The organism is Streptomyces sp. SM1 (genome assembly GCF_002910825.1).
Classification (GTDB): domain Bacteria; phylum Actinomycetota; class Actinomycetes; order Streptomycetales; family Streptomycetaceae; genus Streptomyces; species Streptomyces okerensis.
This window is the reverse complement of the sequence record NZ_NEUB01000661.1, coordinates 1-25,972: the sequence shown is the minus strand read 5'-3', so window position 1 is coordinate 25,972 and position 25,972 is coordinate 1. Positions and strand designations below refer to the sequence as shown.

Genomic DNA, 25,972 nt, shown 5'->3' with positions numbered 1-25,972 from the left:
CCCCCACCGGCCCGCGGACGAAACGGTGAACAGCTTCTAGACGAGCCCGGCCTCACGGAACGACTCCAGACTGGGACGAATCGTCGCAGTCAACCCGGTGCCCGCCACCGCGTCCAGCGTCTTCAGACCGTCCCCGGTGTTGAGCACCACGGTGGTCAGGGACGGGTCGAGCGCCCCGCTCTCCAGCAGCTTCCTGGCGACTCCCACGGTCACACCGCCGGCGGTCTCCGCGAAGATCCCCTCGGTCCGCGCGAGCAGCCGGATCGCGTCGACGACCTGCTCGTCGTTCACGTCCTCGACCGCACCGCCCGTGCGCCGGGCGATGTCCAGGACGTACGGCCCGTCCGCCGGGTTCCCGATCGCCAGCGACTTCGCGATCGTGTCCGGCTTCTGCGGACGTACGACGTCATGGCCCGCCTTGTACGCGGTGGACACCGGCGAGCACCCCTCGGCCTGCGCGCCGAAGATCCTGTACGGCTTGTCCTCGACCAGGCCGAGCCCGATCAGCTCCTGCAGCCCCTTGTCGATCTTCGTGAGCTGCGAGCCGGAGGCGATCGGGATGACGAGCTGGTCCGGGAGCTGCCAGCCGAGCTGCTCGCAGATCTCGTACGCGAGGGTCTTGGACCCCTCCGCGTAGTACGGCCGCAGGTTGACGTTGACGAAGCCCCAGCCCTCGCCGGCCGGGTCGCCGATCAGCTCGGAGCAGAAACGGTTCACGTCGTCGTAGTTGCCCTCGATGCCGACGAGTTCGCCGCCGTAGACGGCGGCCATGACGACCTTGCCCTGCTCCAGGTCGTGCGGGATGAACACACAGGAGCGGAAGCCCGCCCGGGCGGCGGCGGCACCGACCGCTCCGGCCAGGTTGCCGGTGGAGGAGCAGGAGAGGGTGGTGAAGCCGAAGGCACGGGCCGCCTCGATGGCCTGGGCGACGACGCGGTCCTTGAAGGAGTGCGTGGGGTTGCCGGAGTCGTCCTTGACGAACAGCTTGCCGGGGTCGACACCGAGCTCACGCGCGAGGTTGTCGGCCTGGACCAGCTTGGTCCAGCCGGGGTTGATGTTCGGCTTCGTCGCCACGTCCGCCGGGACGGGCAGCAGGGGGGCGTAGCGCCAGATGTTGGCGGGTCCCGCCTCGATCCGCTTGCGGAGCTCGTCGGTGTCGTACGCCGAGAAGTCGTAGGCGATCTCCAGCGGGCCGAAACACTCCTCGCAGGCGAAGACCGGGCCGAGAGGCACCCGGTGACCGCATTCGCGGCAGGAGAGCGCGGCGGCGGGGCCCAGGTCGACGGTGTTCGCGGCGGCGGATCCGGTGGTGCTTGCAACAGTCTGCACAGCCATGTGAGGCGAGGCCCTTTCTCCTCATCTTCCTCACGACGCATCTCGCCGTGAGACGGATTTGGCACCTTCCCTAGCCGGGAGCCTCGCCACGTCCGCGTGACAGGAACCGACTGGAGGGTTGCCGGGGCTTCATCGGGCCGTATCCCTCTGCCCCTCTGGATGAGCGGTGTTCAGTTGTCGGCTCGGTGACCCCGGCATGCGAGGGTCATCGGCGTTGTTCAAGACTGTAACCGAGGCCTGGAGGGTCGAGACAGTCCGTCCGAACCGCGAGATGGATCACAGGCCAGTGAGGAGCCGGGGACCGTGCTGGAAGAAGTCGAGCGCTGGCTGAGCGACCGGTCCTGGTCCGTGGCCGACCGCCCGCTCCACCGGATCCTGGCGGCGAAACGGGCCACCGGGCAGACGGTGAGCGTGGTGCTGCCGGCGCTGAACGAGGAGGCCACGGTCGGCGAGATCGTGTCGGCCGTCCGCCGCGATCTGGTGCTCGGGGCTCCGCTGGTCGACGAGGTCGTGGTGGTCGACTCGGGCTCGACCGACCGCACGGCCGAGGCGGCGGCGGCAGCGGGCGCGACGGTGGTGCACCGGGACACCATCCTGCCCCGGCTCCCGGCGGTGCCCGGCAAGGGTGAGGTGCTGTGGCGCTCGCTGCTGGTCACGTCGGGCGACATCGTGTGCTTCATTGACGCGGACCTGCGGGAGTTCTCCTCCGACTTCGTCTCCGGCATCGTCGGCCCGCTGCTCACCGAGTCGGACGTCCACCTGGTCAAGGCCATGTACGACCGCCCCCTCACGGTGTCCGACGGACGCGCCGCCGGCACGGTCGCGGCCGGCCAGGGCGGCCGGGTCACGGAGCTGATGGCCCGCCCGCTGCTGAACATGCACTGGCCGCAGCTGGCCGGTTTCGTCCAGCCGCTGGGCGGCGAGTACGCGGCCCGCCGCTCCCTCCTCGAACAGCTCCCCTTCCCGGTCGGGTACGGCGTCGAGCTCGGCATGCTGGTCGACGCGCTGCACCTGGTGGGCCTGGACGCGCTGGCCCAGGTCGACGTCGGGGTGCGCAAGCACCGGCACCAGGACGGCCAGGCCCTCGGCCGGATGGCCGCCGCGATCTACCGCACCGCCCAGCTCCGCCTGGCCCGCGGCCACCTGATCCGCCCGTCACTCACCCAGTTCGAACGCACCGACACCACTTTCGAACCCCGCACCTACTCCATCGACACGGAGGAACGCCCCCCGATGACGGCCATAGCCGAGTACCAGGCCCGCAGGGTGGCCTGACCGGCCGGTCCGCGCCGCGGCTCCCGCGCGCGGGACGTGTGACCGAATCATCACCGGAGTGACGGGCGGCCACGTTTGAGGTTGTGAGGGGCGGGCTAGGTTGAGGCGTATGGCTTCAAGCTTCGGTGTTGCTCAGGTGCTGGTCGCCTCCAACAGGGGGCCGGTCTCGTACGAGGTTGTGGACGACGGGTCGCTGCGGGCGAAGCGGGGCGGTGGCGGGCTGGTGTCCGGGCTGTCGGCGATCGGCCCGGAGGCGGACGCGCTGTGGGTGTGCTCGGCGCTGTCCGACGGCGACCGCGAGGCGGTGCGGCGCGGGGCCGGCGAGGACGGCGTGCGGATGCTGGACATCCCGGCGGACGTCCACGCGGACGCGTACAACGGGATCGCCAACTCGGTGCTGTGGTTCGTGCACCACATGCTGTACCAGACCCCGCTGGAACCGGTCTTCGACGCCGCGTTCCGCCGCCGGTGGGCGTCGTACGAGAGCTACAACCGCGCGTTCGCCGAGGCGCTGGCCGAGGAGGCGGCGCGGGGCGCGGCGGTGCTGGTCCAGGACTACCACCTGACCCTCGTCCCCGGGATGCTCCGCGAACTCCGCCCCGACCTGCGCATCGCCCACTTCTCGCACACACCGTGGGCGCCTGAGGAGTACTTCGCGATGCTGCCCGGCGACATCGCGCGGCAGCTGCTGCGCGGGATGCTCGGCGCCGACCGGCTGGGCTTCCTCACCCGGCGCTGGGCGGACGCGTTCACCGCGTGCGCCGAGCGGTTCGCGGACGGCCTCGGGGACACCGCGGTGGGCGTGCACGGTCTGGGCGCCGACGCGGACTTCCTGCGCGCCCGCGCCCACGAGGCGGACGTCGAGGAGCGGATCACCGCGCTGCGGGAGGAGATCGGGGAGGGGCGCCGGACGATCGTCCGGGTGGACCGCACCGAGCTGTCGAAGAACATCGTGCGGGGCCTGCTGGCGTACCGGCAGCTCCTGGACGACCGCCCCGAGTGGCGTGAACGCGTCGTGCACGTCGCCTTCGCCTACCCCTCCCGGCAGGATCTCGCCGTCTACCGCGACTACACCGCCGAGGTGCAGCGGCTCGCGGAGGAGATCAACGAGCAGTACGGCACGCCCGACTGGCGGCCCGTCGTCCTCCACGTCAAGGACGACTTCGCACGCTCCCTCGCCGCGTACCGGCTGGCCGACGTGGCGCTGGTCAACCCCATCCGCGACGGTATGAACCTGGTCGCCAAGGAGGTCCCGGTCGTCTCCGACGCGGGCTGCGCACTCGTGCTGTCGCGGGAGGCGGGCGCCCACGAGGAGCTGGGCGAGGACGCGATCACGGTCAACCCGTACGACGTCGTCGAGACGGCCGGCGCCCTGCACGAGGCCCTGACCATGGGCCCGGGCGAGCGGACCGACCGCACCAAGCGCCTGGCCGCCTCGGCCACCGCGCTCCCCCCGGCCCGCTGGTTCCTGGAGCAACTGGACGCACTGCGCGCCGTGCGGCCGCCCGCCTGACCGGTACGGCCGGTCGCGCAGGCGTGCGCGGGGGCAGGCGTGGATAGGTTGGACGGTATGGCCAGCCATACGGACTCCACGGACCCGAGTGCCACGCCGACGCCCGCCACACAGGCCGGACGGGACGGGCTGGAGGCGCTGCTCACCCAACCGGACAAGGCACTGATCGCCCTCGACTTCGACGGGACGCTCGCGCCGATCGTGGAGGACCCCGAGCGGGCCCGCGCCCACCCCGACGCGGTGCCCGCGCTCGCCGAGCTCGCCCCCAAGGTGGCCTCGGTCGCGGTCGTCACCGGCCGCCCGGCGGGTGTCGCGGTCCGCAACGGCGGCTTCGCGGGCGTCCCCGGCCTGGAACACCTCGTCGTCCTCGGCCACTACGGCGCCGAGCGCTGGGACGCCGCGACGGGTGCGGTCACCGCGCCCGCCGCGCACCCCGGGGTCGCCGCCGCCCATGAGGAGCTGCCTGGCCTCCTCGACCGGTCCGGCGCGGGGCAGGGCACGTGGATCGAGGAGAAGGGCGGCCGTGCGGTGGCCGTCCACACCCGCAGGGCCGCCGATCCCGAGGCCGCGTTCGATGCCCTGCGCGGACCCCTCACCGACCTCGCCACCCGGCACGGCCTCGTCGTCGAACCCGGCCGCATGGTGCTGGAGCTGCGCCCGCCCGGCATGGACAAGGGCGTCGCCCTGACGGAGTACGCCCGCGAGATCGGCGCCGGTTCGGTCCTCTACGCCGGTGACGACCTCGGTGACCTGGCCGCCTACTCGGCCGTCGACGAACTCCGCTCCGCCGGCACCCCCGGCCTCCTCGTCTGCAGCGGCAGCAACGAGGTCACGGAGCTGCGCGAACGCGCCGACGTGGTGACCGACGGCCCGGCCGGCGTCGTACGCCTGCTGCGGTCACTGGCACACAGCATGCCCTGAGCTTGAGAGCGGTCACCGGCGGCCACCATGCTCTATACAGCCCGTCCGGCGCTTGAGGACAAGGCCCGCAGGGCCGTGCGGTCCCTGGCGGACAGCATGCCCTGAGCAGCCCGTCCGGCGCTTGAGGACGAGGTCCGCAGGACCGAAGGGGGTCCGGGGCACAGCCCCGGGGACGGGAAGGGAAGGGGCGGCGGGGGCGAAGAACCCCTCGGACGGCCGAAGCGGCCGCGCCCCTCACCGCTCCGCGCGGCGCGCCTCCCGCACCCGGCGCAGCCGGTTGACCGTCACCGGGTCGTGGGCCAGCGCCCGGGGATCGTCCAGCAGGGCGTTGAGGAGCTGGTAGTAGCGCACCGGAGCCAGCCCCAGCTCCTCGCGGATCGCGCGCTCCTTCACGCCGGGCCCGGCGAAGCCCCGGCGTTCCAGCGCGAGGACGTCCCGCCCGCGCCGGCCCAGCCCGTCCCCGTCCCCGGCCTCCGCCCCGGCCTCGGTGTGCTCGTCCCCCTGGTCCATGTGCCGCAGGCTACCCCGCGCTCTCCGCACGCGTGGCCGCGGCCTGGAGCCCGCCCAGCACCCCCGCGGGGCTGCCGCCGGGCGCCACCGCCTTGCCGATCTGCTTCTTGATCTGCGCGTTGACCGCCGCCCAGGACATGTTGCCGACCGGGTAGAGCTCCGAGGCCGGCAGCTGGTCGAGGAACGGCGCCAGGTCCTTGTCCTGCTCGGATGCGGCCATCGCGCGGGACGCGGAGCCGGTGACCGGCAGCAGGTTGTACTCGCGGGAGAAGTCGAGCACGTTCTTCTCGCTGTAGACGAAATCGAGGAAGTCACCGACCTGGTCGCGGTGGCCGGGCTCCTTGAAGGCCATCATCCAGTCGGCGACCCCGAGGGTGGAGGAGCTCTCGCCGTCGACCCCCGGCGTCGGCACCATGCCGTACTTCACGCCCTTCTTCCCGGCCGTCTCCATCAGCGAGGGGTGCCCGTTGAGCATGCCGACGTCACCGGCGGCGAACGCCTCGAACGCCTTGGCCCGGTCGAGCTTGCCGGGCGCGACGGGCCCGGTGAGGTCCTTGCCGACCAGTTCGTCGCGCAGCCAGCTGAAGGTCTCGACGTTCTCCGTGGAGTCGATGGCGTAGGTGTCCCCGAGGTCGGTGTAGCCGCCGTCGCCGCTGAGCATCCACTGCATGGCCTCGGCCTGCGCCTCCTCCGGCCCGAGCGGCAGCGCGTACGGGTAGGTCACGCCCCGCTCCTCGAGCGCCTCGGCGTTCTCGGCGAGTTCGTCCCAGGTCGCCGGCGGGGTGAGGCCCGCCTCGTCGAACAGCTCCTTGTTGTAGAACAGCACGCGCGTGGACGCGGCGAACGGCATGCCGTACTGCACGCTGTTGACCTCACCCGCGACGGACAGCTGCGAGAGGAAGTCCGCCTGGACGGGGATGGAGAGCAGGTCACCGGCCCGGTAGAGCCGGCCCTCGGCCGCGTAGTCGGCGTACGCGCCGATCTGCGCCATGTCCGGCGGGTCGCCGGCGTCGACCATCTCCTTGACCTCGCGGTCGACGTCGTTCCAGGAGTACACGCTGACGTCGATCTCCACACCGGGGTGGTCGGACTCGTACCGGTCGACCAGTGCGGACCAGTACTTCTCGGAACTGTTGGCCGCACCGGTGCCGTAGTCGGCGGCGACGAGACGCAGGGTCACGTCGGACGATCCGCCGCCGGTCCCGCATCCGCCGAGGACTCCCGTCAGTCCCAGTGCGGACACCACCGCGATCGCCCCTGTCCTGACCCGCCGCTGCACGTGCCTCGCCCCTGTCCGGCGCTTCGCGCCATCCGAAGTTTCGATAATCGGAATAAGGTCTCCACCACGTGAGTGGACTAGACCTCTCCCGGGTCGGGGGGCCACACTGTTCCACGTGAAACATGTCATCGCCCTCGATGTGGGCGGCACCGGGATGAAGGCCGCCCTGGTCGGGCCGGACGGCGAACTGCTGCATCAGGCCCGCCGGCCCACCGGCCGCGAGCGCGGCCCGGACGCGGTCGTCGCGGACATCCTCGACTTCGCGGCGGAACTGCACGCCCACGGCATCGACCGGCACGGCGAGGCCGCGTCCGCCGCCGGTGTCGCCGTCCCCGGCATCGTCGACGAGGCGGAGGGCGTCGCCGTCTACGCGGCCAACCTCGGCTGGCGCGACGTCCCGCTGCGCGCTCTGCTCACCGAGCGGCTCGGCGGCATCCCCGTCGCCCTCGGCCACGACGTGCGCACCGGCGGCCTCGCCGAGGGCCGCATCGGCGCCGGACAGGGCGCCGACCGCTTCCTGTTCGTACCGCTGGGCACCGGTATCGCGGGTGCCATCGGCATCGACGGCCGGGTGGAGGCGGGCGCGCACGGCTTCGCCGGCGAGATCGGCCACATCGTCGTACGGCCCGGGGGCGCCCCCTGTCCGTGCGGGCAGCGCGGCTGCCTGGAGCGGTTCGCGTCCGCGGCCGCCGTGAGCGAGGCATGGGCCGCGGCCTGCGGCGACCCGGGCGCGGACGCGGCGGACTGCGCGAAGGCCGTCGAGTCCGGTGACGTACGGGCCGGTCAGGTGTGGCAGGAGGCGGTGGACGCGTTCGCCGACGGGCTGGTCACCGCGCTCACCCTGCTGGACCCCCGGGCGCTGATCATCGGTGGCGGGCTCGCCGAGGCGGGGGAAACCTTGTTCACGCCGCTGCGGGAGGCCGTCCGGCGGCGGGTCACCTTCCAGAAGCTGCCGTCCCTGGTCCCCGCCGCCCTCGGGGACACCGCCGGATGCCTGGGCGCGGGGCTCCTCGCCTGGGACCTGATCGACGACGACATCACTGCACCCTTGAACCCCTCGAATCCCTCGTACCCCTCGGAGGTAACCACCTGATGGCCCCCACCAAGGTTCTCGCCGGTGCCCGGGTGGTCCTGCCCACCGGGACCGTGGACGACGGCCGCGTGATCGTCGAGGGCACGCGGATCGCGGGTGGGGGTCCCCCCGGGCCGGAGCCTGCCGAAGGTCCGGGGCAGGCGCCCGTCGACGCCGAGCAGGTCGATCTCTCCGGCCACTGGCTGGTGCCCGGCTTCGTCGACCTGCACAACCACGGCGGCGGCGGTGCGTCCTTCGCCGGCGGCACCGCCGAGGACGTCCTCAAGGGCGTGCACACCCACCGCACGCACGGCACCACCACGGTGGTCGCCTCAGCCGTCACCGGTGACCTGGACTTCCTCGCCCGGCACGCCGGGATGCTGGCGGAGCTGGCCCAGCAGGGCGACATCGCCGGCATCCACTTCGAAGGGCCCTTCATCTCCCCCTGCCGCAAGGGCGCGCACGACGAGCAGCTGCTGCGCGACCCCGACCCGGCCGAGGTGCGCAAGCTGGTCGACGCGGCGCACGGGCAGGCGAGGATGATGACGCTGGCCACCGAATTGCCGGGCGGCCTGGACTCGGTACGGCTGCTCGCCGAGCACGGGGTGATCGCGGCCGTCGGGCACACGGACGCCACGTACGAGCAGACGCTCCTGGCCATCGACGCGGGAGCGACCGTCGCCACCCACCTCTTCAACGCGATGCCGCCGCTCGGCCACCGCGCCCCGGGCCCGATCGCCGCGCTCCTCGAGGACGAACGGGTCACCGTCGAGCTGATCAACGACGGCACGCACCTGCATCCGGCCGCCCTCCAGCTCGCCTTCCACCACGCCGGCCCGGACCGGGTCGCCTTCATCACCGACGCGATGGACGCGGCCGGTTTCGGCGACGGCCGCTACATGCTGGGCACGCTGGAGGTCGAGGTCGCGGACGGGGTGGCCCGGCTGGTGGAGGGCGGCTCGATCGCCGGCTCCACGCTCACCCTGGACCGTGCCTTCAAGCGGGCGGTGACGGTGGACGGGCTGCCGGTGGAGGACGTCGTCGCGGCGATCTCCGCCAACCCGGCCCGGCTGCTCGGCCTGGACGACCGGATCGGCTCCCTGGAACCCGGAAAGGACGCCGACCTGGTGGTTCTGGACGCCGGGTTCGATCTGGTGGGCGTGATGCGCCGGGGGGAATGGGTGATCGATCCCCGACCGGCCTGATCCGTCCCCCGGCCGACGGACGGTGGCCGGTCCGGGGGGTGGGCCGAGCGCCGTCCGTTTGGCATGATCGTGCCCCCGGGAAGACGAATGGCGCACGCACCGCAGGGAGGAGGCCGGTCCGGTGATCCTGACGGTCACACTGAACACCGCTCTCGACATCACCTACCGCATACCGTCCTTGCGGGCGGGCTCCTCCCACCGGGTCTCCGAGGTGACCGAACGCCCCGGCGGCAAGGGGGTCAACGTGGCCCGGGTGCTCGTCGCCCTCGGCCACGAGGTGACGGTCACCGGCTTCTCCGGCGGCACGACGGGCCGCGTCCTGCGCGACCGCCTCACCGAGGTCCCGCACCTGACGGACGCGCTGGTGCCGGTCTCCGGCACCACCCGGCGCACCGTCGCCGTCGTCGACGCGCGCTCCGGCGACACCACCCAGCTCAACGAGCCCGGCCCGGCCGTCAGCCACGCCGAGTGGTTCGCGTTCCAGGAGGTGTACGAGGACCTGCTGGCCTCCGCCTCGGCGGTGGCGCTGTGCGGCAGCCTGCCCCCGGGGGTCCCGGTGGGCGCGTACGCGGGCCTGATCCGCACCGCCCGCGCGGCCGGGGTCCCGGCCCTCCTCGACACCAGCGGCGCGGCACTGCGCCGGGGGGTCGCCGGCCGGCCCGACATCCTCAAGCCCAACGCCGACGAACTGGCCGAACTCACCGGCTTCCACGAGCCGCTCCGCGCCACCCAGGACGCCCGCCGCCGGGGCGCCGGCACGGTGGTCGCCTCCCTGGGCCCGCAGGGCCTTCTCGCGGTCACCCCGGACGCCCGCTGGCACGCCACCCCGCCGGCCCGGCTGACCGGCAACCCGACGGGCGCCGGCGACTCGGCGGTCGCGGGCATCCTCTCCGCCCTGGTCGAGCACCTGCCCTGGCCGGACCGCCTGTCCCGAGCGGTCGCGTTGTCAGCGGCGACAGTCCTCTCCCCGGTGGCCGGCGAATTCGACCGTACGGCCTACGAGGAACTCCTGCCCGGCACCACGGTGACCAGGGAAGCGAACGCGGCCTAGCTAGGCGTTCGGTTCCTCCGCGATCCAGAACCGGTCGAGGACCACGTTGCACTTGTTGCCCTCGTTGCAGGAGAGCTCGATGGTGTTGGTGCCATCGGTGAGGTTCACGTTGGCCCAGGTGGTCTGCCAGCCCTTTTCCCAGTCCCCCTTGGGCGTTCCGCCGAAGTTCTTCATGTTCATCGGACGGGTCGCGGCCTTGCCGTTGACCGACACGGTCGCGTCGGCGTCCTCACCCGGGATGCCGTAGCCCACGTAGAACCGGTAGGTGCCTTCCTTCATGCCGTCGACGGTCCAGGTGACCTTCGCGCCCACCTTGTTGAAACCCGCCACGTAGACGCCGCCGTCCGCCTTCGCGCCCTCGAACTCGGAGGCCGTGACCGCTCCCCCGTCCAAGCGGAGCGCCTTCGCGTCGATGGTCGGCAGTTCGGCCTTCTCCTCGTCCGCCCCGTCCTTGCTCGCCGGCGCGCTCGGCTCGCCCTGGTCCTGGGTCTGGGTCGGGCCGGCGCCCGCCTGGTCGCCGCCCTTCTCGTCGTCGTCGCCGCCGATCATGGCGATGCCGATGCCGATGACGACCGCGGCGACGACCGCGATCGCGCCGATGAGGAGGCCCTTGGTGTTGGGACCGCGGCCCCGGCCACCGCCGCCGTGCGACGGCTGGTGCGACGAGGTCGTGGTGGCGCCGCCGGGCAGTGTCTCCGGGGCGGCGTAGTTGGCGCTCGGCTGGGCGTAGGCGCCCTGCTGCGGCGGTGCCTGGGGAGCGGGGCCCTGCTGGCCGTACTGCCGGGTTCCGACCGGCCGCACCCGGTTGACCGAGTTCGGGTAGCCGTAGCCGCCGCCGGACGGCGGCTGGGCCCCGTTGGCCTGCCCGTCGGCGTAGAGGTAGCCGAACGGGTCGTCGTCCTCGGGCGTGCTCGCGCCGTTGTTGCCGGGCGTCATCCCTTGGTGCTCCTAGCTGCGGATCGGGTGTGGTACGTGTGCGGAGAAGGCGAGCCTACCCGGTTCCCCTGACCCGATCGGGTGACCCGGATCGCATCAACGCACTGACCTGCGCTTCATCCCGCCCGTCTGTGCTGTTTGGGACGAGATCGTTTCTCGACGTACATCCGCTCGTCAGCCGACTTCAGCACTTCGTCCGCGGTCATCCCGCAATGTGCCCAGCCGATGCCGAAGCTGGCGCCGACCCGTACGGCCCGGCCCTCGGCCCGGATGGGCTGGATGATCTCGTTGCGCAGCCGTACGGCGAGATCCTGCGCGTCGGCCCGGCCGAGCCCGTCGGCGAGGATCACGAACTCGTCGCCGCCGAGCCGGGCGACGGTGTCGCCGTCCCGTACGCCGTTGCCGAGCCGGCGGGCGACCTCGATGAGCACCGCGTCCCCCGCGTTGTGCCCGAACCGGTCGTTGATCGACTTGAACCCGTCGAGGTCGCAGAAGAGCACCGCGAGCCCCTTGGTGCCGTCGTCGAACTCCGCGGCGGGCGCGATCGTGTGCACGTGGCGGTCGAAGTTGTCGTAGCCCTCGGCGCCGGGCGGGAAGTCGAAGTCGTGACCCCGGTCGAAGGCGGGCGGGCCGTAGGCGGCGTCGTGGGAGTCGAAGGACTCGAAGGACTCGAAGGACTCGAAGGGCTCCATGGAGTCGACGTCGGCAGGCAGCCCGCCCTGCGGCGGCTGCCGGCACAGCCGCGAGGACAACCGCGCCCTCAGCTCGGCGGAGTTCGGCAGTCCGGTCAGCGAGTCGTGGGAGGCGCGGTGGGCGAGCTGGAGCTCGCGGCGCTTGCGCTCCTCGATGTCCTCGACGTGGGTCAGGAGGAAGCGGGGCCCGTCGGCGGCGTCGGCGACGACCGAGTTGCGCAGCGAGACCCAGACGAAGGTGCCGTCCCGGCGGCCCAGGCGCAGCTCGGCGCGGCCGCCCTCGGCGGAGGTGCGCAGCAGGGTGCCTATGTCATCGGGGTGGACGAGGTCGGAGAAGGAGTAGCGGCGCATCGCGGAGGCGGGCCGGCCGAGCAGCCGGCACAGGGCGTCGTTGGTGCGCAGGATGCGGCCGTGCTGGTCGCCGCCCATCTCGGCGATGGCCATGCCGGAGGGGGCGTACTCGAAGGCCTGCCGGAAGCTCTCCTCGCTGGCCCGCAGCGCCTGCTGGTCGCGTTCGAGGCGGACCAGGGCGCGCTGCATGTTGGCACGCAGACGCGCGTTGCTGATCGCGATGGCGGCCTGGAAGGCGTACATCTGGAGGGCCTCGCGGCCCCAGGCGCCGGGCCGCCGGCCGTTGCGCGGGCGGTCCACGGAGAGCACGCCGACCAGTTCGCCGGAGGTGCCGCCGCCCTGCGGGCCGGGCGCGTACATCGGGGCGAAGAGCCGGTCGGAGGGGTGCCACTCGTCCTCGAAGCGGGGCGCGGGCCCATCGGTGTACCACTGCGGGACGTCGTCGTCGTCGAGGACCCAGCCCTCGGTGTGCGGTATGAAGACCAGGTCGCCCCAGCGTTCCCCCATGGCGAGGCGGCGGTCCCAGGAGTCGCGTGATCCGGCCCGGCCGGTGATCAGTGCCTCGGCGGCGGTGTTGCCGGACAGGGCGGCGACCACGAGATCACCGTCGGGACGTACGAGGTTGACGGCCGCCAGCTCGTACCCGAGGGCGCTCACGACGCCGTCCGCGACCGTCTGCAACGTGTCCGCCAGGCTGCGTGCCGTGTTCATGTCGGCCATGGCCTGGTGGAGTTGCCGCAGCGACGCAAGACGAACGTAGGGTTCCGACTCGGTCTCCATCCTCGCCCTCCCCCCGAGACCTCGGAGCGAATCAAGGGTTCTCTTCGGCGTATCGTCGTATCAGCTTCCCCGCCACTGAATCACAGCGCGCTGCTCACTCGGTACACAGGGTCAACAATTCCCGCTCCTTGTGACTCAAGTCACAGCTAAACATGAACAATTGCGTGACCTTTCCGTGGTTTCCCCACGCATTCACCGAACGCGTTCATTGCGGCGGTTGCGTAGGTACTGGGCCCGGATCCGGCGTTGGTCCTAGGTCCCGGTTCGGGCCACGGCCCGATGCGGTGCCCGTGGAGCGGAGATTAGCGTTCCGGTGTGCTGAACACTCCCGCCGCCCCGGCCGCGATCACCGTTCCGTCCCCCTCCCGGCATGCTGAGGGGGTGAGCAACGACGAGTTCCGCGACGCCCTGTCCCGTCTGGCCGCCGGCGTGGTCCTGGTGACCGCGCAGGAGGCTCCGCTGGACCCGGACGACCCCGGCGCACCGGCCGGCGAGGACGTCGGCATGACCGCGACCGCGTTCCTGTCGGTCTCCCTCGACCCGCCTCTGGTGCTGGTCAGCCTGCGCGACGGCTCCCGCATGGACGATCTGCTCGACGAACAGCCGATGTGGGCGGTGTCCGTGCTCTCCGAGAGCCAGCGGCACATCGCGGGCCGCTTCGCGATGAAGGGCCGCGTCAGTGACCGCCTGCTGTTCGCGGACATTCCCTACCGGCGCGGCGAGTACAGCGGGGCCCCACTGGTGGGCGGCGCGCTGGCGACCCTGGAGTGCCGCACCGAGCAGCGGGTGGCGGCCGGGGACCACACCCTGGTGATCGGCCGCGTCCTGACCGCTCGGGTACCGAGCGCGGAAGGCGGCCCCCTGACGTATTTCCGGGGCCGTTACCGGCAGTTGGGCTGAACATCGGGCGGCCTTTCTCCGCCGGTCACCAAATCCCTTTTACGCCGGGGGATTTCCGCGCCTACGGTGCCGGGGTGACGACGACCACGGCTCCACGCCTCGAAGAGATCACCCCCGAGAACCTCAAAGCCGCCCTCGGCATACGGGTCCGCCCCGACCAGGAATGCGCCGTCGACCCGGTGGCGGACTCCCTCGCCGAGGCGTACGTCCGTCCCGACCACGCCTGGCCCCGCCTGATCATGGACGGCGACCGCCCGGTCGGCTTCCTCATGGCGTTCCTCGACATCGACTGGCACGGGGACGGCGGCAGCGTCATCCGCTCCGGCCTGTGGCGGCTGAACATCGCCGCGGACGAACAGGGCAAGGGCTACGGCCGTTTCGCCGTCGAGTCGGTGGCCGACGAGCTCCGCCGGAGGGGAACCGAGGAGTTCCACGTCACCTGGCACCCGGGCGACCACGGCCCCGAGAACTTCTACCTGACCCTGGGCTTCCGCAAGAACGGCGAGGTCGCGGAAGACGAAACGGTGGGCGTACTCCCCCTGACCTGAACACACCCTCGTCCCCGATCGCGCCCCGAAGGGGCGCGGGGAACTGCGCGACCAACCACGACCAACCCGCAGGACCCCCCGACGGAGGCGCAGCCCCCTCACCGATCACGCCCCCGCCGCGCCAACGCGCCCCCAAGGGGCGCGGGGAACTGCGCGACCAACCACGACGAACCCGCAGGACCCCCCGACGGAGGCGCAGCCCCCTCACCGATCACGCCCCCGCCGCGCCAACGCGCCCCCAAGGGGCGCGGGGAACTGCGCGACCAACCACGACGAACCCGCAGGCCTCCTCACGCGGCACCCCCGGGCCTCCGGCCCAACCGACCCACAGGAGCCGCAGGCGGCCGACGCCACGCCCAGGGGGCCAGGGCCACGCCCAGGGGGCCAGGGCCACGCCCGGGGGCCAGGGCCACGCCCGAACGAACCCGAGGTCACCCCCAGTCCCGCGCGGAGCGCCCCCGCTTCGTCTCGGACCGCTGCTTCTTCTCCCGCAACCGCCGTTCGTTGATCCCGCGCGGAATACGGGTCGGCCGGCGCGGCCTCGGCGGCGGCGCGGTCGCCTCCGCGAGCAGCGCGGCCAGCCGCACGGCGGCCGTCTCACGGTTGCGCCACTGCGAGCGGTGCTCCGAAGCGCGAACAGTGATCACACCGCCCGTCAGCCGCCCCTCCAGCCGCTCCAGCGCCCGCTGCTTCCACACCTCGGGCAGCGACCCGGTACCGGCCAGGTCGAAGCGCAGTTCGACCTGGGAGTCGCTGGTGTTCACATGCTGCCCACCCGGCCCGGACGACCGCGAGAAACGCCACATGAGCTCGGCCTCGGGCAGGGAGACGGAGCCACGGATGACATACGGACCGGACATGCCGTACAGGTTCCCGCGTCCGACAGGGTCACGTCACCCGAATATCCGCATCCCGGGTAAAGAAAGTAAAGCGAGCCGGAACCTCGCGTACCCCTCTCGGCGTTCAAGGTGGTAGCTGTAGCTTCTAGGCGTACGCAAACGAGGGAAGGGACTCCCAACAATGGCTGTAAGCCTGTCCAAGGGTGGCAACGTCTCGCTCACCAAGGAGGCTCCGGGCCTGACCGCCGTCACCGTGGGCCTCGGCTGGGACGTCCGCACCACCACCGGCACGGACTTCGACCTCGACGCCTCGGCGATCGCGGTCAACACGCAGGGCAGGGTCTACTCGGACGGCCACTTCGTGTTCTTCAACAACAAGCAGACCCCGGACAGCACCATCGTCCACACCGGTGACAACCGCACGGGCGAGGGCGAGGGCGACGACGAGGCGATCAACGTCAACCTGGCCGGGCTCCCGGCCGACGTAGACAAGATCGTCTTCCCGGTGTCGATCTACGACGCCGAGAACCGCTCGCAGAACTTCGGCCAGGTGCGCAACGCGTACATCCGCATCCTCAACCAGGCCGGCGGCGCCGAGATCGCCCGCTACGACCTGTCGGAGGACGCGGCCACCGAGACCGCCATGGTCTTCGGCGAGTTGTACCGCAACGGCGCGGAGTGGAAGTTCCGCGCGGTCGGCCAGGGCTACGCCTCGGGTCTCGTGGGCATCGCCCAGGACTTCGGCGTCAGCGTCTGACGGACACCGCCTCCGTGACGGAGTCCCGGCACGGCCACCGGCCGTGCCGGGACTCCGGCGCGCGGCGGAGCGGGTACCGGGGCCCTTGCGGCCCTCACCGGGTCATCCCTCCGGCCGGTGCGCCCCTCCCTCCCACGGCGGAGACGGACCAGCCCAGCGCATGAAGACCGGCCGCCCGGTCCGCAGCCGGCATGAACCGCATGACCACGGCGACCGCTCCGCACCTCCCCGCACCGCGTCCCGCTCCGGCCTGGGCCCGTCGCACCGCCCACGCCATCGCGCTCTGCGCGCTCCCGTCCGGCCTGTGGCGCATCGCCCTGGCGTCCGGCGTCCACGTGGGCTACACCGACCGGGTGCTGCGCGATGTCTTCGACATCCCCGGCTGGGGCATCGCCTACGTCGTCGGCCTCTCCGTCCTCACCGAACCGGCCGCCCTCTTCCCCCTGCTGCTCGTCACCGACCGGTGGCGTCCCCTGCGTCCCCGGGCCCTCACCGCGCTGTCCTGGACCGCCTCGGGCGCGCTGATCGTGGTGGCCCTGTGGCAGCTCGTGGTCGCCTTCACCGCCGAGAGCCGGACCTACCTGGCCGACGGCACCGCACAGGCCGTCCGGGCCGCCGCCTTCGCCCCGCTGTTCGCCGTCCCGGCCCTGATGACCGCGGTGACCTGGTCCCACGCGAGGCGGCACCGGGCGGCACGGCCGCGGGCGTGGCTCACGGCCGCGCCGGCCGCCCCTCGCCGTAGAGCCACTCCTCCCAGATCCCGCCGAAGTCCTTGTCCGGCGCCGACTCCTCCACGTACGCCGTGAACTCCCCGGTATCCGCGTTGCCGTGGCGGTGCTCCTGCGCCCAGCCCCGCAGCAGGGCGGCGAAGGCGTCGTCGCCGACCGTCTGCCGGACCTTGTGCAGGACCATCGCACCGCGCCAGTACACGGGGGTGGCGGAGATGCGCGCCGCGTCCGGCGGATCGGCCGGCGGGAAGGCCCAGAGCGCCTCGTTGCTCTCCGCGTCCGGGAAGTACCCGCCCGCGTACAGCGCGTCGAACGTCTGCTGCGCGCTGCCGCCGCCGTGATCCTCCTGCCACAGCCACTGCGCGTACGTCGCGAAGCCCTCGTTGAGCCACATGTCCCGCCAGGTCCGCGGAGTGACGGAGTTGCCGTACCACTGGTGGGCGATCTCGTGGACCAGCAGCCCGATGTCGGGAGCGCCGGGAAAGACGGGGCGGTTCTGCGTCTCCAGGGCGTACCCGACGTCCTCCGGACGGTCGACGATCGCGCCCGTGGAGGAGAAGGGATACGGCCCGAAGGTCCGCTCCGCCCAGGCCACGACCTCCGGAATCCGCGCGAGGACCGCCCGGCTCGCCGCCGCCTGTTCCGGGTCGACGGCCGTGTACACGGCCGTCCCGCCGGGGGTCTTCGTACGGCCGGTCTCGTACCGGCCGACGGCGACGGTGGCGAGATAGCTCGCCATCGGCTCACCGACCCGCCACCGGTACGTCGTACGGCCCCCCTTCGTCTCCTCACCGTCCGGCTCCCCGTTGGACACCGCACGCAGCCCCTCCGGCACGGTCACCGCGATGCTGTACGTCGCCTTGTCGGACGGGTGGTGATTGCCCGGGAACCACGCCATCGAGCCCACCGGCTGCCCCAGCGCCAGCGCCCCGTCGGCGGTGCGCAGCCAGCCCTCCTCGGAGCCGTCCGGGTCGGTGACGGTCTCCGGGGTGCCGGAGTAGCGGACGACGACACGGAAGCGCCCCTCCCGGTCGAGCCGCTCACGCGGCCGGACGGTCAGCTCCTGGCCGTCGCGGCTCCACCGGGCGCGCACGCCGCCGACGGTGACGGCCTCGACGTCGAGACCCCGGAGGTCGAGGTTGAACGCGGTGAGGTCCCCCGTCGCACGGGCGGTGATCGTCGCGGTGCCGGAGAGGCGGTGGGCGCGGGGATCGTAGGAGAGGCCGAGGGCGTAGTGCAGGACGTCATAACCGCCGTTGCCGGACTGCGGGAAGTACGGGTCACCCGCGCCCGGCCCGCCGGACCCGTCGGAACCGGTTTCCGCACCGCTTCCGCACGCCGCCGACGACACCGCGAGCAGGACGGCGGCGACGGCCCGGGAGCCGGAGCGGAGACGGTAGGGGCGCACTCCCGGATCCTACGAGGACAGCGGGCGCACCCTCCGGGATCCCGCGAGAGCCGGTGTGCCGCGCCATGACACCATCACCCACGTGCTCGACATCGGCTATGCCCTCTCCAACCGCTTCCCCGACCCCCCGCAGACCGACTACCGCCGCGTGGACGTCCACGCCCTGCGTCACGACCTGTTCTGCGGCGACGTCTACCTCGCCGACACCGAGTCGGACCGCGAACTGTCCACAACCTGGGGATGGGTGCCGGTACTCGACTTCGCGTGGGCGCTGTGCGACATCGTGGAGCACATCGACCGGGACCCGGCCGGCTCCCGCGCCTCCCGGCCCCAGCACGCGGAACTGGACTTCACCGAGTCCACCGACCGTCTGCTCTTCGAACGCCGCTTCGGCTGGGTGGACATCCAGGCCGAGTGGCTGCCCGCCGGCGAGCCCCCACTGACCTTCTCCCACACCGAACTCCGCCGCGAGGCCCGCGACTTCCTCCACGACCTCCTCGCCGACCTGACCGACCTCCACGACGACCTCGCCGAGAACCCGGCCATCTGGACCATCCAGGCCCGCTTCCCCCGGCTGAGGTGACCCCGGCGGATCAGCCCTCCACCCTGATCCCCAGCTCCCCCGCCAGCACCGGCGCCAGATCCAGCAGCTGCGCCGTGCTGATCACCGCCCCCGACAGCCGGTCCACCCCCCTCGCGACCTCCAGTGACGCGGCACCCCGCAGATCCACGTCCTTCAGCGTCGCCCCCGAGAGGTCCGCGCCCCTCAGCACGCAGTCCACGAACTCCACGCGCTCCAGCCGCGCCCCGCCGAAGTCCGGCTCGACCAGCACACAGCCCTCGAAGACCACGTCCTTGAGCCGGGCCCCGCGCAGGTTCAGAAAATCGATCTTGCCGCCGCGGATCAGAACCCGCTCCAGCCCCGCCCCGTGCAACTGCGTCCCCCCGAGCCGCGCGTCGGTCAGCTCGACGTCGCGCAGTGTCGCCTCGGCGAGATCCGTCCCCACCCCCCGGACACCGGCCAGCACCGAGTCCAGTACCCGCGCCCGGGACAGCCGCGTCTCGTCCAGCACGCACCCCCGCAGCGCACAGTCCATGAAACGCGCCCCGCCGCCGTCCTGCCCGGCGAAGTCGGCCTCCCGGAACTCCAGCCCGTCGTAGTCCCCGTCCGGCTCCAGCCCACCCCCCTCGTACCGCTCCAGCACCGGCAGCCGCAGCTCCGGGCGCCGCGCCGCCCTCACCACCGGACCACCGCCCGCTCTCCTCACCATGACCCCATGCTGCACCCCACCACTGACAATCCCCCCGACCTGCGAAAACCCCCGCATGTCACATTCCGGCCCGCTCGATCCGTCTCCCTCGCACAGCCGCAAGGCGACCCCGAGCAAGGGAGACACCCCAGCCATGCACCGCATCACCGTCATCGGCGGCGGCTTCGCCGGACTCACCGCGGCCATCACCGCCGCCGAGGCGGGCGCCAAGGTCACCGTCCACGAAGCCCACCACACCCTCGGCGGCCGCGCCCGCACCGCCGAGGGCCCCTACCGGACCAACGACGGACCCCACGCCCTCTACAACGGCGGCCCCCACTGGACCTGGCTCCGCAGGCGCGGCCTCGTCGGGCCGCTCGCCCCCGTCCCGCCCCTGGAAGCAACCCGGTTCCGGCTCCGCCACCGGGGCACCCTGCGCCGCACCCCGCCCTTCGCCCTGCTGAGACTGCTGCGCCACACCGGCACCGAGGCCCCCGTCGACACCGACTTCCGCACCTGGGCCACCACGATCGCCGGCGAGGAGGGCGCGCGGGCCGCCGCCCACTACGCGGCGGTCGCGCTCTTCCACCACGACCCCGGCTCCCTGTCCGCCGCGTTCGTCCAGGAGCGCCTGCGCCGCGCCACCCGGCTTCCCCCGGAGGCGCACTACCCGCGCGGCGGCTGGGGCTGCCTCATCGACCGGATGGCCGCCCGCGCGTGGAACCTGGGCGTACGGATGGAGACCCTGTCCCGCGTCGGCACGGTGCCCACCGGCACCCCGGTCGTCGTCGCCACCACGCTGGACTCCGCCCGCAACCTCCTCGGCGACCCCACACTGACCTGGCCGAGCGGCCGCACCGTCCTGATCGACCTCGCCCTGCGCACCCGCCGCGGCGACGCCTTCGCCGTCTCCGACCTCGACGCACCCGGCTGGCTCGAGCGGTTCACCGCACAGGACCGCACCCTCGCCCCGGCCGGCGAACAGCTCGTCCAGGGCCAGATCCCCATCGCCCCCCACCAGTCCAGGGCAGACGGCACCGCCCGCGCGGAGGAACTGCTCGACCTCGCCTTCAAGGGCTGGCGCGGGCGGGTCACCTGGCGGCAGCAGGCGGTGGCGAACGGCCGCACCGGCGCCGTCGACCCGCCCGGCACCAGCTGGCGGGACCGGCCCGCCATCGACCGGGGCGACGGCGTCTACCTCGCCGGCGACCAGGTCGCCGCGCCCGGCGTGCTCTCGGAGGTCTCCTTCAACAGCGCCCTGACGGCCGTCTCCCTCGCCCTCGGCCGGAACACACTTGACCTCAAGCATGCTTGAGGTCACACCGTGGGAACCGTAACGGCGCACGACCCGACCCCTGGGGGAATCCCACATGCACGCCATCCGCCTGCACGCCTTCGGCCCCGCCGAGAACCTCACCCACGAAGAGGCCGAGGACCCACGGCCGGGCCCCGGCCAGGTCCGCATCGCCGTCCGCGCGGCCGGCGTCCACCTCCTGGACACGGCCCTGCGCGAAGGCATGCAAGGCCCCGCACCGGCCCCGGCCACCCTGCCGACCGTCCCCGGCCGCCCGCCGCCTCGTCGCCGACTGCGCCGCCGCCGTACGCGAGGTCACCGGCGAACCCGGCGACCGCCTCCTGCACTGGGACCTGCACGACGAGAACGTCCTCGCCTCCGACCGCGCCCCCTGGCTCGCCATCGACCCCAAACCCCTGGCCGGCGACCCCGGCTTCGACCTCTGGCCCGCCCTGGCCAACCGCTTCGACCCCGACGACGTCATCTGGCGCTTCGACGCCATGACCGACATCCTCGGCCTGGACCGCGCACGTGCGCGCGCGTGGACGCACGGCCGCCTGCTGCAGAACTGCCTGTGGGAGATCGAGGACGGCCGCCCCCTCGACGAGAACGACCTGGAGATCGCCCGCCGCCTGCGCGGCCGCACGACATGAAAAATCCCAGGCCAAAACTGTCTTGACCTGGGATTCGCTGAGCCCCCTGTCGGATTCGAACCGACGACCTACGCATTACAAGTGCGTTGCTCTGGCCAGCTGAGCTAAGGAGGCACCGCGCGGCGCGCGCGAAGGCTGGTCCACTGTACACAGTGCCGCTTTCGCCGGGCCACGCACTATGGAGGGCGGCCCCGCCGGCTCACTCCACCTCGTACTCGAAGGCGTACGCCACCTTCTCCTCCCCGTGCCGGCGGACCGGTACGCGCGCGAGCAGTGATCACGTACGAAACCGGACCGTCACGCTCATGATCGAAAGTTTCCGAGGAATTCACGGCCCTGGAACTACTGACAGACCAGGTGAACGCCAGGTACCGTCCTGTGCCAGTTCACTCATATGGACCACACCACAACGGAACACCCGTCGTGGCACCACCTTCCTACTCGGATCGTCCGGCACGTTCCTGCCGGTAGAAGGGGACCATTCACCATGGCCACTGTCACGTTCGACAAGGCGACCCGGGTCTACCCCGGCTCCACCAAGCCCGCCGTCGACGCCCTGGACATCGAGATCGCGGACGGCGAGTTCCTCGTCCTCGTCGGCCCGTCCGGCTGCGGCAAGTCCACCTCGCTCCGCATGCTCGCGGGGCTCGAGGACGTCAACGGCGGCGCCATCCGCATCGGCGACCGCGACGTCACCCATCTGCCGCCGAAGGACCGGGACATCGCCATGGTGTTCCAGAACTACGCGCTCTACCCGCACATGTCGGTCGCCGACAACATGGGCTTCGCGCTCAAGATCGCCGGCGTCAACAAGGCGGAGATCCGGCAGAAGGTCGAAGAGGCCGCGAAGATCCTCGACCTCACCGAGTACCTGGACCGCAAGCCGAAGGCGCTCTCCGGTGGTCAGCGCCAGCGTGTCGCCATGGGCCGCGCCATCGTGCGTGAGCCGCAGGTGTTCCTCATGGACGAGCCGCTGTCCAACCTGGACGCCAAGCTCCGCGTCTCCACCCGTACGCAGATCGCGTCGCTCCAGCGCCGCCTGGGCATCACCACCGTCTACGTCACCCACGACCAGGTCGAGGCCCTCACCATGGGCGACCGGGTCGCGGTCCTCAAGGACGGTCTGCTCCAGCAGGTCGACACCCCGCGCAACATGTACGACAAGCCCGCGAACCTCTTCGTGGCCGGCTTCATCGGCTCTCCCGCCATGAACCTGATCGAGGTCCCGATCGCCGACGGCGGCGTGAAGTTCGGCAACTCGGTGGTGCCGGTGCAGCGTGACGCGCTGGCCTCGGCCACCGACAAGACCGTCACCGTCGGCGTCCGTCCCGAGCACTTCGACGTGGCCGGCACCGACTCCGACCAGGGTGTCGCGGTCACCGTCAACGTCGTCGAGGAGCTGGGCTCCGACGCGTTCGTCTACGGCACCGCGCGGGTCGGCGGCGAGACCACGGACATCGTGGTCCGCGTCGGCGGCCGCGAGGTCCCGGAGAAGGGCAGCGAGCTCCACGTCGTGCCGCGTCCGGGTGAGACCCACGTGTTCTCGACGTCGACCGGTGCGCGCCTGTCCGACTGAGAGCGGCCGGCAGCGAGCCGTATCGAGCCGTGATGACGTGGAGGGCCCCGCAGCGCGCTGCGGGGCCCTCCACGTAGTCGACAAATACCCCGGCACAACAGTCATTTCGATCCGTGTGCGTCAACACGTCGCGCGGAATCGAAGGTTCCCTGTCCCCCGTAACGGTGACGGAATGTTTTCATGCCGCTACGGGACGCTACTCTCACACGCGTGAAGCACTCCATTGACCCTCAGACGCGACGCGGCCGGGGCACTGCCCGTCGGATCGGCCGTTCCCTCGCCCTTGTCCTCCCCGTCGTCCTGGTGCTCTCCGGGACCCTCGCGGTCGCGCGGGTGAACTGGTCGGGCGCCCCCTCGAGCCCGGTGCTCGCCGCCGCGGACACCGACGCCTCCGGCGCGTCGTCGCGGGCCGGCGCACGGGCGCCGCACGAGGTGCTGCGCGACACGCTGCTGGTCGAACTGCAGAAGGAGAACCCGGGTGTGGCGCTCACCCATCTCCAGCAGGCGGTGAACGACCGCCCGTCCCTGGCGAAGCACTGCGCGTCGATCGCCCGCTCCCTGGGCAAGGCCGCGGTCCGCGTCTACGGCCCGACCAAGGCCCAGTCCTACGCCCGCCCGGTCTGCGACACCTCCTTCGCCTCGGGAGTCGTCAAGGCCAACACCTGACCCACACCCAGCCCCCACCCTGCGCCCTCCGCCCCCCGCGGGCAGTCGTGCCGCAGGGCGGCACGGGTGGGCGCGACGGCACCCCGCAAACGCCGGGCAGCGCACACACCCCCCGCCCAGCCCCCACACCGAGCACGGAGCACCCGGCACCGGCACCGGCACCGGCACCGGCACCGGCACCAACAAGCGCACCCGCCCGACTGCCCGCACCCCCCGGCCGAGCGCCGCGTAAAGTGCGGGCATGACCGACCCGCGTGCCGTCTCCCGCCCCGTACAAGCCGTCATCCTGGCCGGCGGCCAGGGCTCCCGGCTCCGTCCGTACACCGACGACCGGCCGAAGCCGATGGTCGAGATCCCCGGCACGGGAACCCCGATCATCGGCCATCAGCTCACCTGGCTCGCCGAGGAGGGCGTCACCGACGTCGTCGTCTCCTGCGGCCATCTCGCCGAGGTGCTGCAGAAGTGGCTGGAGACCACCGAGCTGCCCGTCTCCGTCACCACGGTCGTCGAGACGGAACCCCTCGGCCGCGGCGGCGGCCTGAAGTACGCCGCCGCTCATCTCCCGCACCCCGACCAGCCCTGGTACGCCACCAACGGCGACATCTGGACCCGGTTCTCGCTGCGCGACATGGCCGACTTCCACACCGAGCGGGACGCCGTCGCCACCCTCGCGCTGGCCCGCCCGCGCATTCCGTGGGGCGCGGTGCGCACCGACGGCTTCGGCCACATCACCGACTTCATCGAGGCCCCGCCGTCGACCTCCGAGATCAACGCGGGGGTGTACGTCTTCTCCGCCGAGTTCGCCGGTCTGCTCCCGGAGCGCGGCGACCACGAACGCACCACGTTCCCGCGTCTCGCGCGTGAGCGCCGGCTCGCCGGGTTCCCCATCCCCCAGGGCTCCTACTGGCGGGCGATCGACACCGCGAAGGACCTGACGGAGGCCGCGAAGGAGCTGACGGGGCAGGGCGGCCGCTGACCCGGCGTCATCCCCGTACGTACGACGGTGGGGTCCCGCACGGACGAAGCGTGCGGGACCCCACCGTCGTCAGCGCGTCGTACCCGACGCGCCCCGGTGCGGGGCTACCCCAGGAGGCCGCCCACCAGACCCGGTTCTCCCGAGGAGCCGCCGTCGCCGCTCGGGGCGCCGCCACCGCCGCCTCCGGAGGAACTGCCGCCGCCCGAGGTCGGGCCGGAGGTGGTGCTCGGGGCCTGACCGGCCGGGGAGGACTGCTGGGGCGGGGCCTGGCCGGTGCTGCCCTGGGTCTGGCTGGGTGCGCCGGTGGCGGAGCCGGCGCCCTGGGTCGCCCCGGGGGCGGTGGTCCCGGCGGACGGACTCGCCGAGCCCGAAGTGGCGCCCTGGGTCGGCGAGGTGGAGGCGGACGGGGTCCGCTTCTCCTCCTGGCGTTCGCCCGAGTCCTCCGGCAGCGGTGTTCCCGGGAGCTCGTTGCGCGGGGCCTCGCCGGGCCCGGGGACGACGACCCGGTCGGCGTCGCGGACGGCGCCGCCGAGCAGCGAGCCGACGAGCATGGTCAGCCCGCACACCACGAAGGTGATGAGGACGCCGCGCCGCAGGACGTAGCCGCGCAGGTCCCAGATGTCCGCGCGGGGGCCGAGCCGGCGCCAGGCGGCTCCCGCGAGGCGGCCGTCGACGGAGTAGACGGGGGCGCCCGCGATGATCAGCGGCGACCAGGCGGCGAGGTAGATGATGTCGGGCGTCTCGTAGGCGGGGACGCTCTTCCAGCTGACGGTGACCAGCAGCGCCGCGGAGAGTGCCGCCCCGGCGACGGCGGCCACCCGCTGCCAGCAGCCGAGGACGGTGAGGACACCGACGACGACCTGGGCGAAGGCGATGGCCAGCCCGGAGCCGATGGGGTGCTCGAGGGCGAACTGGCGCAGGGGCTCGGCGACTTCCCAGGGGTGCAGGGTGTGCAGCCACTTGACCATGGAGCCGCGTCTGCCGCCCTCGAAGTACAGCGGGTCGCAGAGCTTGCTCATCCCGGCGTAGATCGAGATGCCGCCGAGGAAGACGCGCAGAGGGAGCAGGACGACGCCGAGGTTCAGCCGGCGGCCGGGGTAGTAGGCGTGCCGGGCCGGTTCGTCGCCGTGCCGCCTGCCGCGCCGGCCGGCGCTCCGGAACTCGTCGTCGTGGACGGGCCCGTCGTAGTCCGCGGTGTCGTGGGCGAGGTCGTGGCCGGGTTCGTCGTAGATGCTGCCGGAGGGGCGCATCGGGGGCAGCAGGGGCCCGTCGCCGGGGCCGCGCTGGGCGCCGACGAAGGGGCTCTCGAGGGGCTGGGTGGCCGGACCGTCGTCGTACCCGGTACCCGCGTGGGGCAGGACCCGGGTGGCTCCGGAGTCGGTGAACAGGTCGTCGGCGTGGCGGACGCCTTCGTGCTGCCGCACGGCCTGGAGCAGTCGGTGGGCGCCGGTGTCGTC

The 25,972-nt window shown here is 72.3% G+C and carries 24 protein-coding genes, 1 tRNA gene, 3 pseudogenes and 1 riboswitch; of the genes and pseudogenes, 17 read left to right on the top strand and 11 right to left on the bottom strand.

What is annotated here, in order from left to right; genetic code table 11:
- Positions 1 to 36: 36 nt before the first annotated feature.
- Positions 37 to 1,335: a threonine synthase gene (gene thrC / locus B9S61_RS17775; protein ID WP_103543147.1), complete on the bottom strand. Its 1,299-nt coding sequence runs from the start codon at positions 1,333 to 1,335 to the stop codon at positions 37 to 39.
- 18 nt (positions 1,336 to 1,353) lie between these two features.
- Positions 1,354 to 1,501: riboswitch (SAM riboswitch) on the bottom strand.
- 137 nt (positions 1,502 to 1,638) lie between these two features.
- On the opposite strand from thrC, the gene B9S61_RS17770 reads away from it, so the two are divergent.
- From B9S61_RS17770 to otsB, 3 genes are all read left to right on the top strand, one after another.
- Positions 1,639 to 2,610 (top strand): glucosyl-3-phosphoglycerate synthase, encoded by a 972-nt coding sequence (locus tag B9S61_RS17770; protein WP_103543146.1) that lies wholly within the window; start codon positions 1,639 to 1,641, stop codon positions 2,608 to 2,610.
- A 109-nt stretch (positions 2,611 to 2,719) separates the two neighbouring features.
- Positions 2,720 to 4,123 carry a trehalose-6-phosphate synthase gene (locus B9S61_RS17765; protein ID WP_181007410.1) on the top strand — a complete coding sequence of 468 codons (1,404 nt, stop codon included), beginning with the start codon at positions 2,720 to 2,722 and terminating at the stop codon, positions 4,121 to 4,123.
- Positions 4,124 to 4,180: 57 nt separating this feature from the next.
- Complete coding sequence (gene otsB, locus B9S61_RS17760) at positions 4,181 to 5,044, top strand: trehalose-phosphatase (RefSeq protein ID WP_103543144.1); 864 nt, start codon at positions 4,181 to 4,183, stop codon at positions 5,042 to 5,044.
- 100 nt (positions 5,045 to 5,144) lie between these two features.
- On the opposite strand, the pseudogene B9S61_RS43460 reads toward otsB, so the two are convergent.
- The 3 genes and pseudogenes from B9S61_RS43460 to B9S61_RS17750 form a co-directional block, all read right to left on the bottom strand.
- Positions 5,145 to 5,328, bottom strand: a pseudogene (locus B9S61_RS43460) (hypothetical protein); the annotation flags it as partial.
- A complete protein-coding gene (locus tag B9S61_RS17755) occupies positions 5,279 to 5,554 on the bottom strand; it encodes a DUF3263 domain-containing protein (protein WP_258039714.1) in 276 nt (91 codons plus the stop codon). The gene B9S61_RS17755 and the pseudogene B9S61_RS43460, both read right to left, overlap by 50 nt.
- A gap of 10 nt (positions 5,555 to 5,564) precedes the next feature.
- A complete protein-coding gene (locus tag B9S61_RS17750; protein WP_103543143.1) occupies positions 5,565 to 6,833 on the bottom strand; it encodes an extracellular solute-binding protein in 1,269 nt (422 codons plus the stop codon).
- A 154-nt stretch (positions 6,834 to 6,987) separates the two neighbouring features.
- Between B9S61_RS17750 and B9S61_RS17745 the strand changes: the two genes are divergently transcribed.
- From B9S61_RS17745 to B9S61_RS17735, 3 genes are all read left to right on the top strand, one after another.
- The gene (locus B9S61_RS17745; RefSeq protein ID WP_374936222.1) at positions 6,988 to 7,926 is read left to right on the top strand and encodes an ROK family protein; all 939 of its coding nucleotides are present in this window, start codon (positions 6,988 to 6,990) and stop codon (positions 7,924 to 7,926) included.
- The gene (gene nagA, locus B9S61_RS17740; protein WP_103543141.1) at positions 7,926 to 9,110 is read left to right on the top strand and encodes an N-acetylglucosamine-6-phosphate deacetylase; all 1,185 of its coding nucleotides are present in this window, start codon (positions 7,926 to 7,928) and stop codon (positions 9,108 to 9,110) included. The genes B9S61_RS17745 and nagA overlap by 1 nt, the downstream gene beginning before the upstream one ends.
- Positions 9,111 to 9,231: 121 nt before the next feature.
- Positions 9,232 to 10,161 (top strand): 1-phosphofructokinase family hexose kinase, encoded by a 930-nt coding sequence (locus B9S61_RS17735; protein WP_103543140.1) that lies wholly within the window; start codon positions 9,232 to 9,234, stop codon positions 10,159 to 10,161.
- Here B9S61_RS17735 and B9S61_RS17730 read toward each other — a convergent pair whose 3' ends face one another.
- Both B9S61_RS17730 and cdgB read right to left on the bottom strand, forming a co-directional pair.
- The gene (locus B9S61_RS17730) at positions 10,162 to 11,097 is read right to left on the bottom strand and encodes a carbohydrate-binding protein (protein WP_103543139.1); all 936 of its coding nucleotides are present in this window, start codon (positions 11,095 to 11,097) and stop codon (positions 10,162 to 10,164) included.
- 116 nt (positions 11,098 to 11,213) lie between these two features.
- Positions 11,214 to 12,920, bottom strand: a complete 1,707-nt coding sequence (cdgB, locus tag B9S61_RS17725) for a diguanylate cyclase CdgB (protein WP_103543138.1) — start codon at positions 12,918 to 12,920, stop codon at positions 11,214 to 11,216.
- A 315-nt stretch (positions 12,921 to 13,235) separates the two neighbouring features.
- On the opposite strand from cdgB, the gene B9S61_RS17720 reads away from it, so the two are divergent.
- Both B9S61_RS17720 and B9S61_RS17715 read left to right on the top strand, forming a co-directional pair.
- Complete coding sequence (locus tag B9S61_RS17720) at positions 13,236 to 13,820, top strand: flavin reductase family protein (RefSeq protein ID WP_103543137.1); 585 nt, start codon at positions 13,236 to 13,238, stop codon at positions 13,818 to 13,820.
- Positions 13,821 to 13,894: 74 nt separating this feature from the next.
- Entirely contained in the window at positions 13,895 to 14,368 is a 474-nt protein-coding gene (locus B9S61_RS17715; RefSeq protein WP_103543136.1) for a GNAT family N-acetyltransferase, read from the top strand.
- Between the two features lie 431 nt (positions 14,369 to 14,799).
- Here B9S61_RS17715 and arfB read toward each other — a convergent pair whose 3' ends face one another.
- Positions 14,800 to 15,237, bottom strand: coding sequence for an alternative ribosome rescue aminoacyl-tRNA hydrolase ArfB (arfB, locus tag B9S61_RS17710; RefSeq protein ID WP_103543135.1), 438 nt, complete (start codon positions 15,235 to 15,237; stop codon positions 14,800 to 14,802).
- A 151-nt stretch (positions 15,238 to 15,388) separates the two neighbouring features.
- Between arfB and B9S61_RS17705 the strand changes: the two genes are divergently transcribed.
- Together B9S61_RS17705 and B9S61_RS17700 are read left to right on the top strand one after the other, a co-directional pair.
- Complete coding sequence (locus tag B9S61_RS17705) at positions 15,389 to 15,964, top strand: TerD family protein (protein WP_103543134.1); 576 nt, start codon at positions 15,389 to 15,391, stop codon at positions 15,962 to 15,964.
- A gap of 200 nt (positions 15,965 to 16,164) precedes the next feature.
- Positions 16,165 to 16,770 carry a hypothetical protein gene (locus B9S61_RS17700; protein ID WP_258039713.1) on the top strand — a complete coding sequence of 202 codons (606 nt, stop codon included), beginning with the start codon at positions 16,165 to 16,167 and terminating at the stop codon, positions 16,768 to 16,770.
- On the opposite strand, the gene B9S61_RS17695 is transcribed toward B9S61_RS17700, so the two are convergent.
- On the bottom strand, positions 16,676 to 18,100 hold the full coding sequence (locus B9S61_RS17695) for a M1 family metallopeptidase (RefSeq protein WP_103543133.1): 1,425 nt from the start codon (positions 18,098 to 18,100) through the stop codon (positions 16,676 to 16,678). The two genes, B9S61_RS17700 and B9S61_RS17695, sit on opposite strands and share 95 nt — an antisense overlap.
- A gap of 82 nt (positions 18,101 to 18,182) precedes the next feature.
- On the opposite strand from B9S61_RS17695, the gene B9S61_RS17690 reads away from it, so the two are divergent.
- Positions 18,183 to 18,683: a hypothetical protein gene (locus B9S61_RS17690; RefSeq protein ID WP_103543160.1), complete on the top strand. Its 501-nt coding sequence runs from the start codon at positions 18,183 to 18,185 to the stop codon at positions 18,681 to 18,683.
- A gap of 10 nt (positions 18,684 to 18,693) precedes the next feature.
- Here the strand turns inward: B9S61_RS17690 and B9S61_RS17685 are convergent, their stop codons facing one another.
- Positions 18,694 to 19,371, bottom strand: coding sequence for a pentapeptide repeat-containing protein (locus B9S61_RS17685; protein ID WP_181007409.1), 678 nt, complete (start codon positions 19,369 to 19,371; stop codon positions 18,694 to 18,696).
- Positions 19,372 to 19,504: 133 nt separating this feature from the next.
- On the opposite strand from B9S61_RS17685, the gene B9S61_RS17680 reads away from it, so the two are divergent.
- From B9S61_RS17680 to B9S61_RS17670, 3 genes and pseudogenes are all read left to right on the top strand, one after another.
- Entirely contained in the window at positions 19,505 to 20,665 is a 1,161-nt protein-coding gene (locus tag B9S61_RS17680) for an NAD(P)-binding protein (RefSeq protein WP_103543132.1), read from the top strand.
- A 55-nt stretch (positions 20,666 to 20,720) separates the two neighbouring features.
- Positions 20,721 to 20,918 (top strand): annotated as a pseudogene (locus B9S61_RS42380) (oxidoreductase); the annotation flags it as partial.
- A pseudogene (locus tag B9S61_RS17670) lies at positions 20,911 to 21,297 on the top strand (aminoglycoside phosphotransferase family protein); the annotation flags it as partial. The pseudogenes B9S61_RS42380 and B9S61_RS17670, both read left to right, overlap by 8 nt.
- Before the next feature lie 40 nt (positions 21,298 to 21,337).
- Here B9S61_RS17670 and B9S61_RS17665 read toward each other — a convergent pair.
- A tRNA-Thr gene (locus B9S61_RS17665) sits at positions 21,338 to 21,411 on the bottom strand.
- A 373-nt stretch (positions 21,412 to 21,784) separates the two neighbouring features.
- Here B9S61_RS17665 and B9S61_RS17660 point away from each other — a divergent pair.
- The 3 genes from B9S61_RS17660 (at position 21,785) to B9S61_RS17645 (ending at position 24,515) form a co-directional block, all read left to right on the top strand.
- Positions 21,785 to 22,873, top strand: coding sequence for an ABC transporter ATP-binding protein (locus B9S61_RS17660; protein ID WP_103543131.1), 1,089 nt, complete (start codon positions 21,785 to 21,787; stop codon positions 22,871 to 22,873).
- 210 nt (positions 22,874 to 23,083) lie between these two features.
- On the top strand, positions 23,084 to 23,539 hold the full coding sequence (locus B9S61_RS17655; protein ID WP_103543130.1) for a hypothetical protein: 456 nt from the start codon (positions 23,084 to 23,086) through the stop codon (positions 23,537 to 23,539).
- A gap of 241 nt (positions 23,540 to 23,780) precedes the next feature.
- Complete coding sequence (locus B9S61_RS17645) at positions 23,781 to 24,515, top strand: nucleotidyltransferase family protein (RefSeq protein ID WP_103543128.1); 735 nt, start codon at positions 23,781 to 23,783, stop codon at positions 24,513 to 24,515.
- A 104-nt stretch (positions 24,516 to 24,619) separates the two neighbouring features.
- Here the strand turns inward: B9S61_RS17645 and B9S61_RS17640 are convergent.
- Positions 24,620 to 25,972, bottom strand: a 1,353-nt coding sequence (locus B9S61_RS17640; protein ID WP_103543127.1) for a DoxX family membrane protein, incomplete at its 5' end; no start/stop codon positions are given.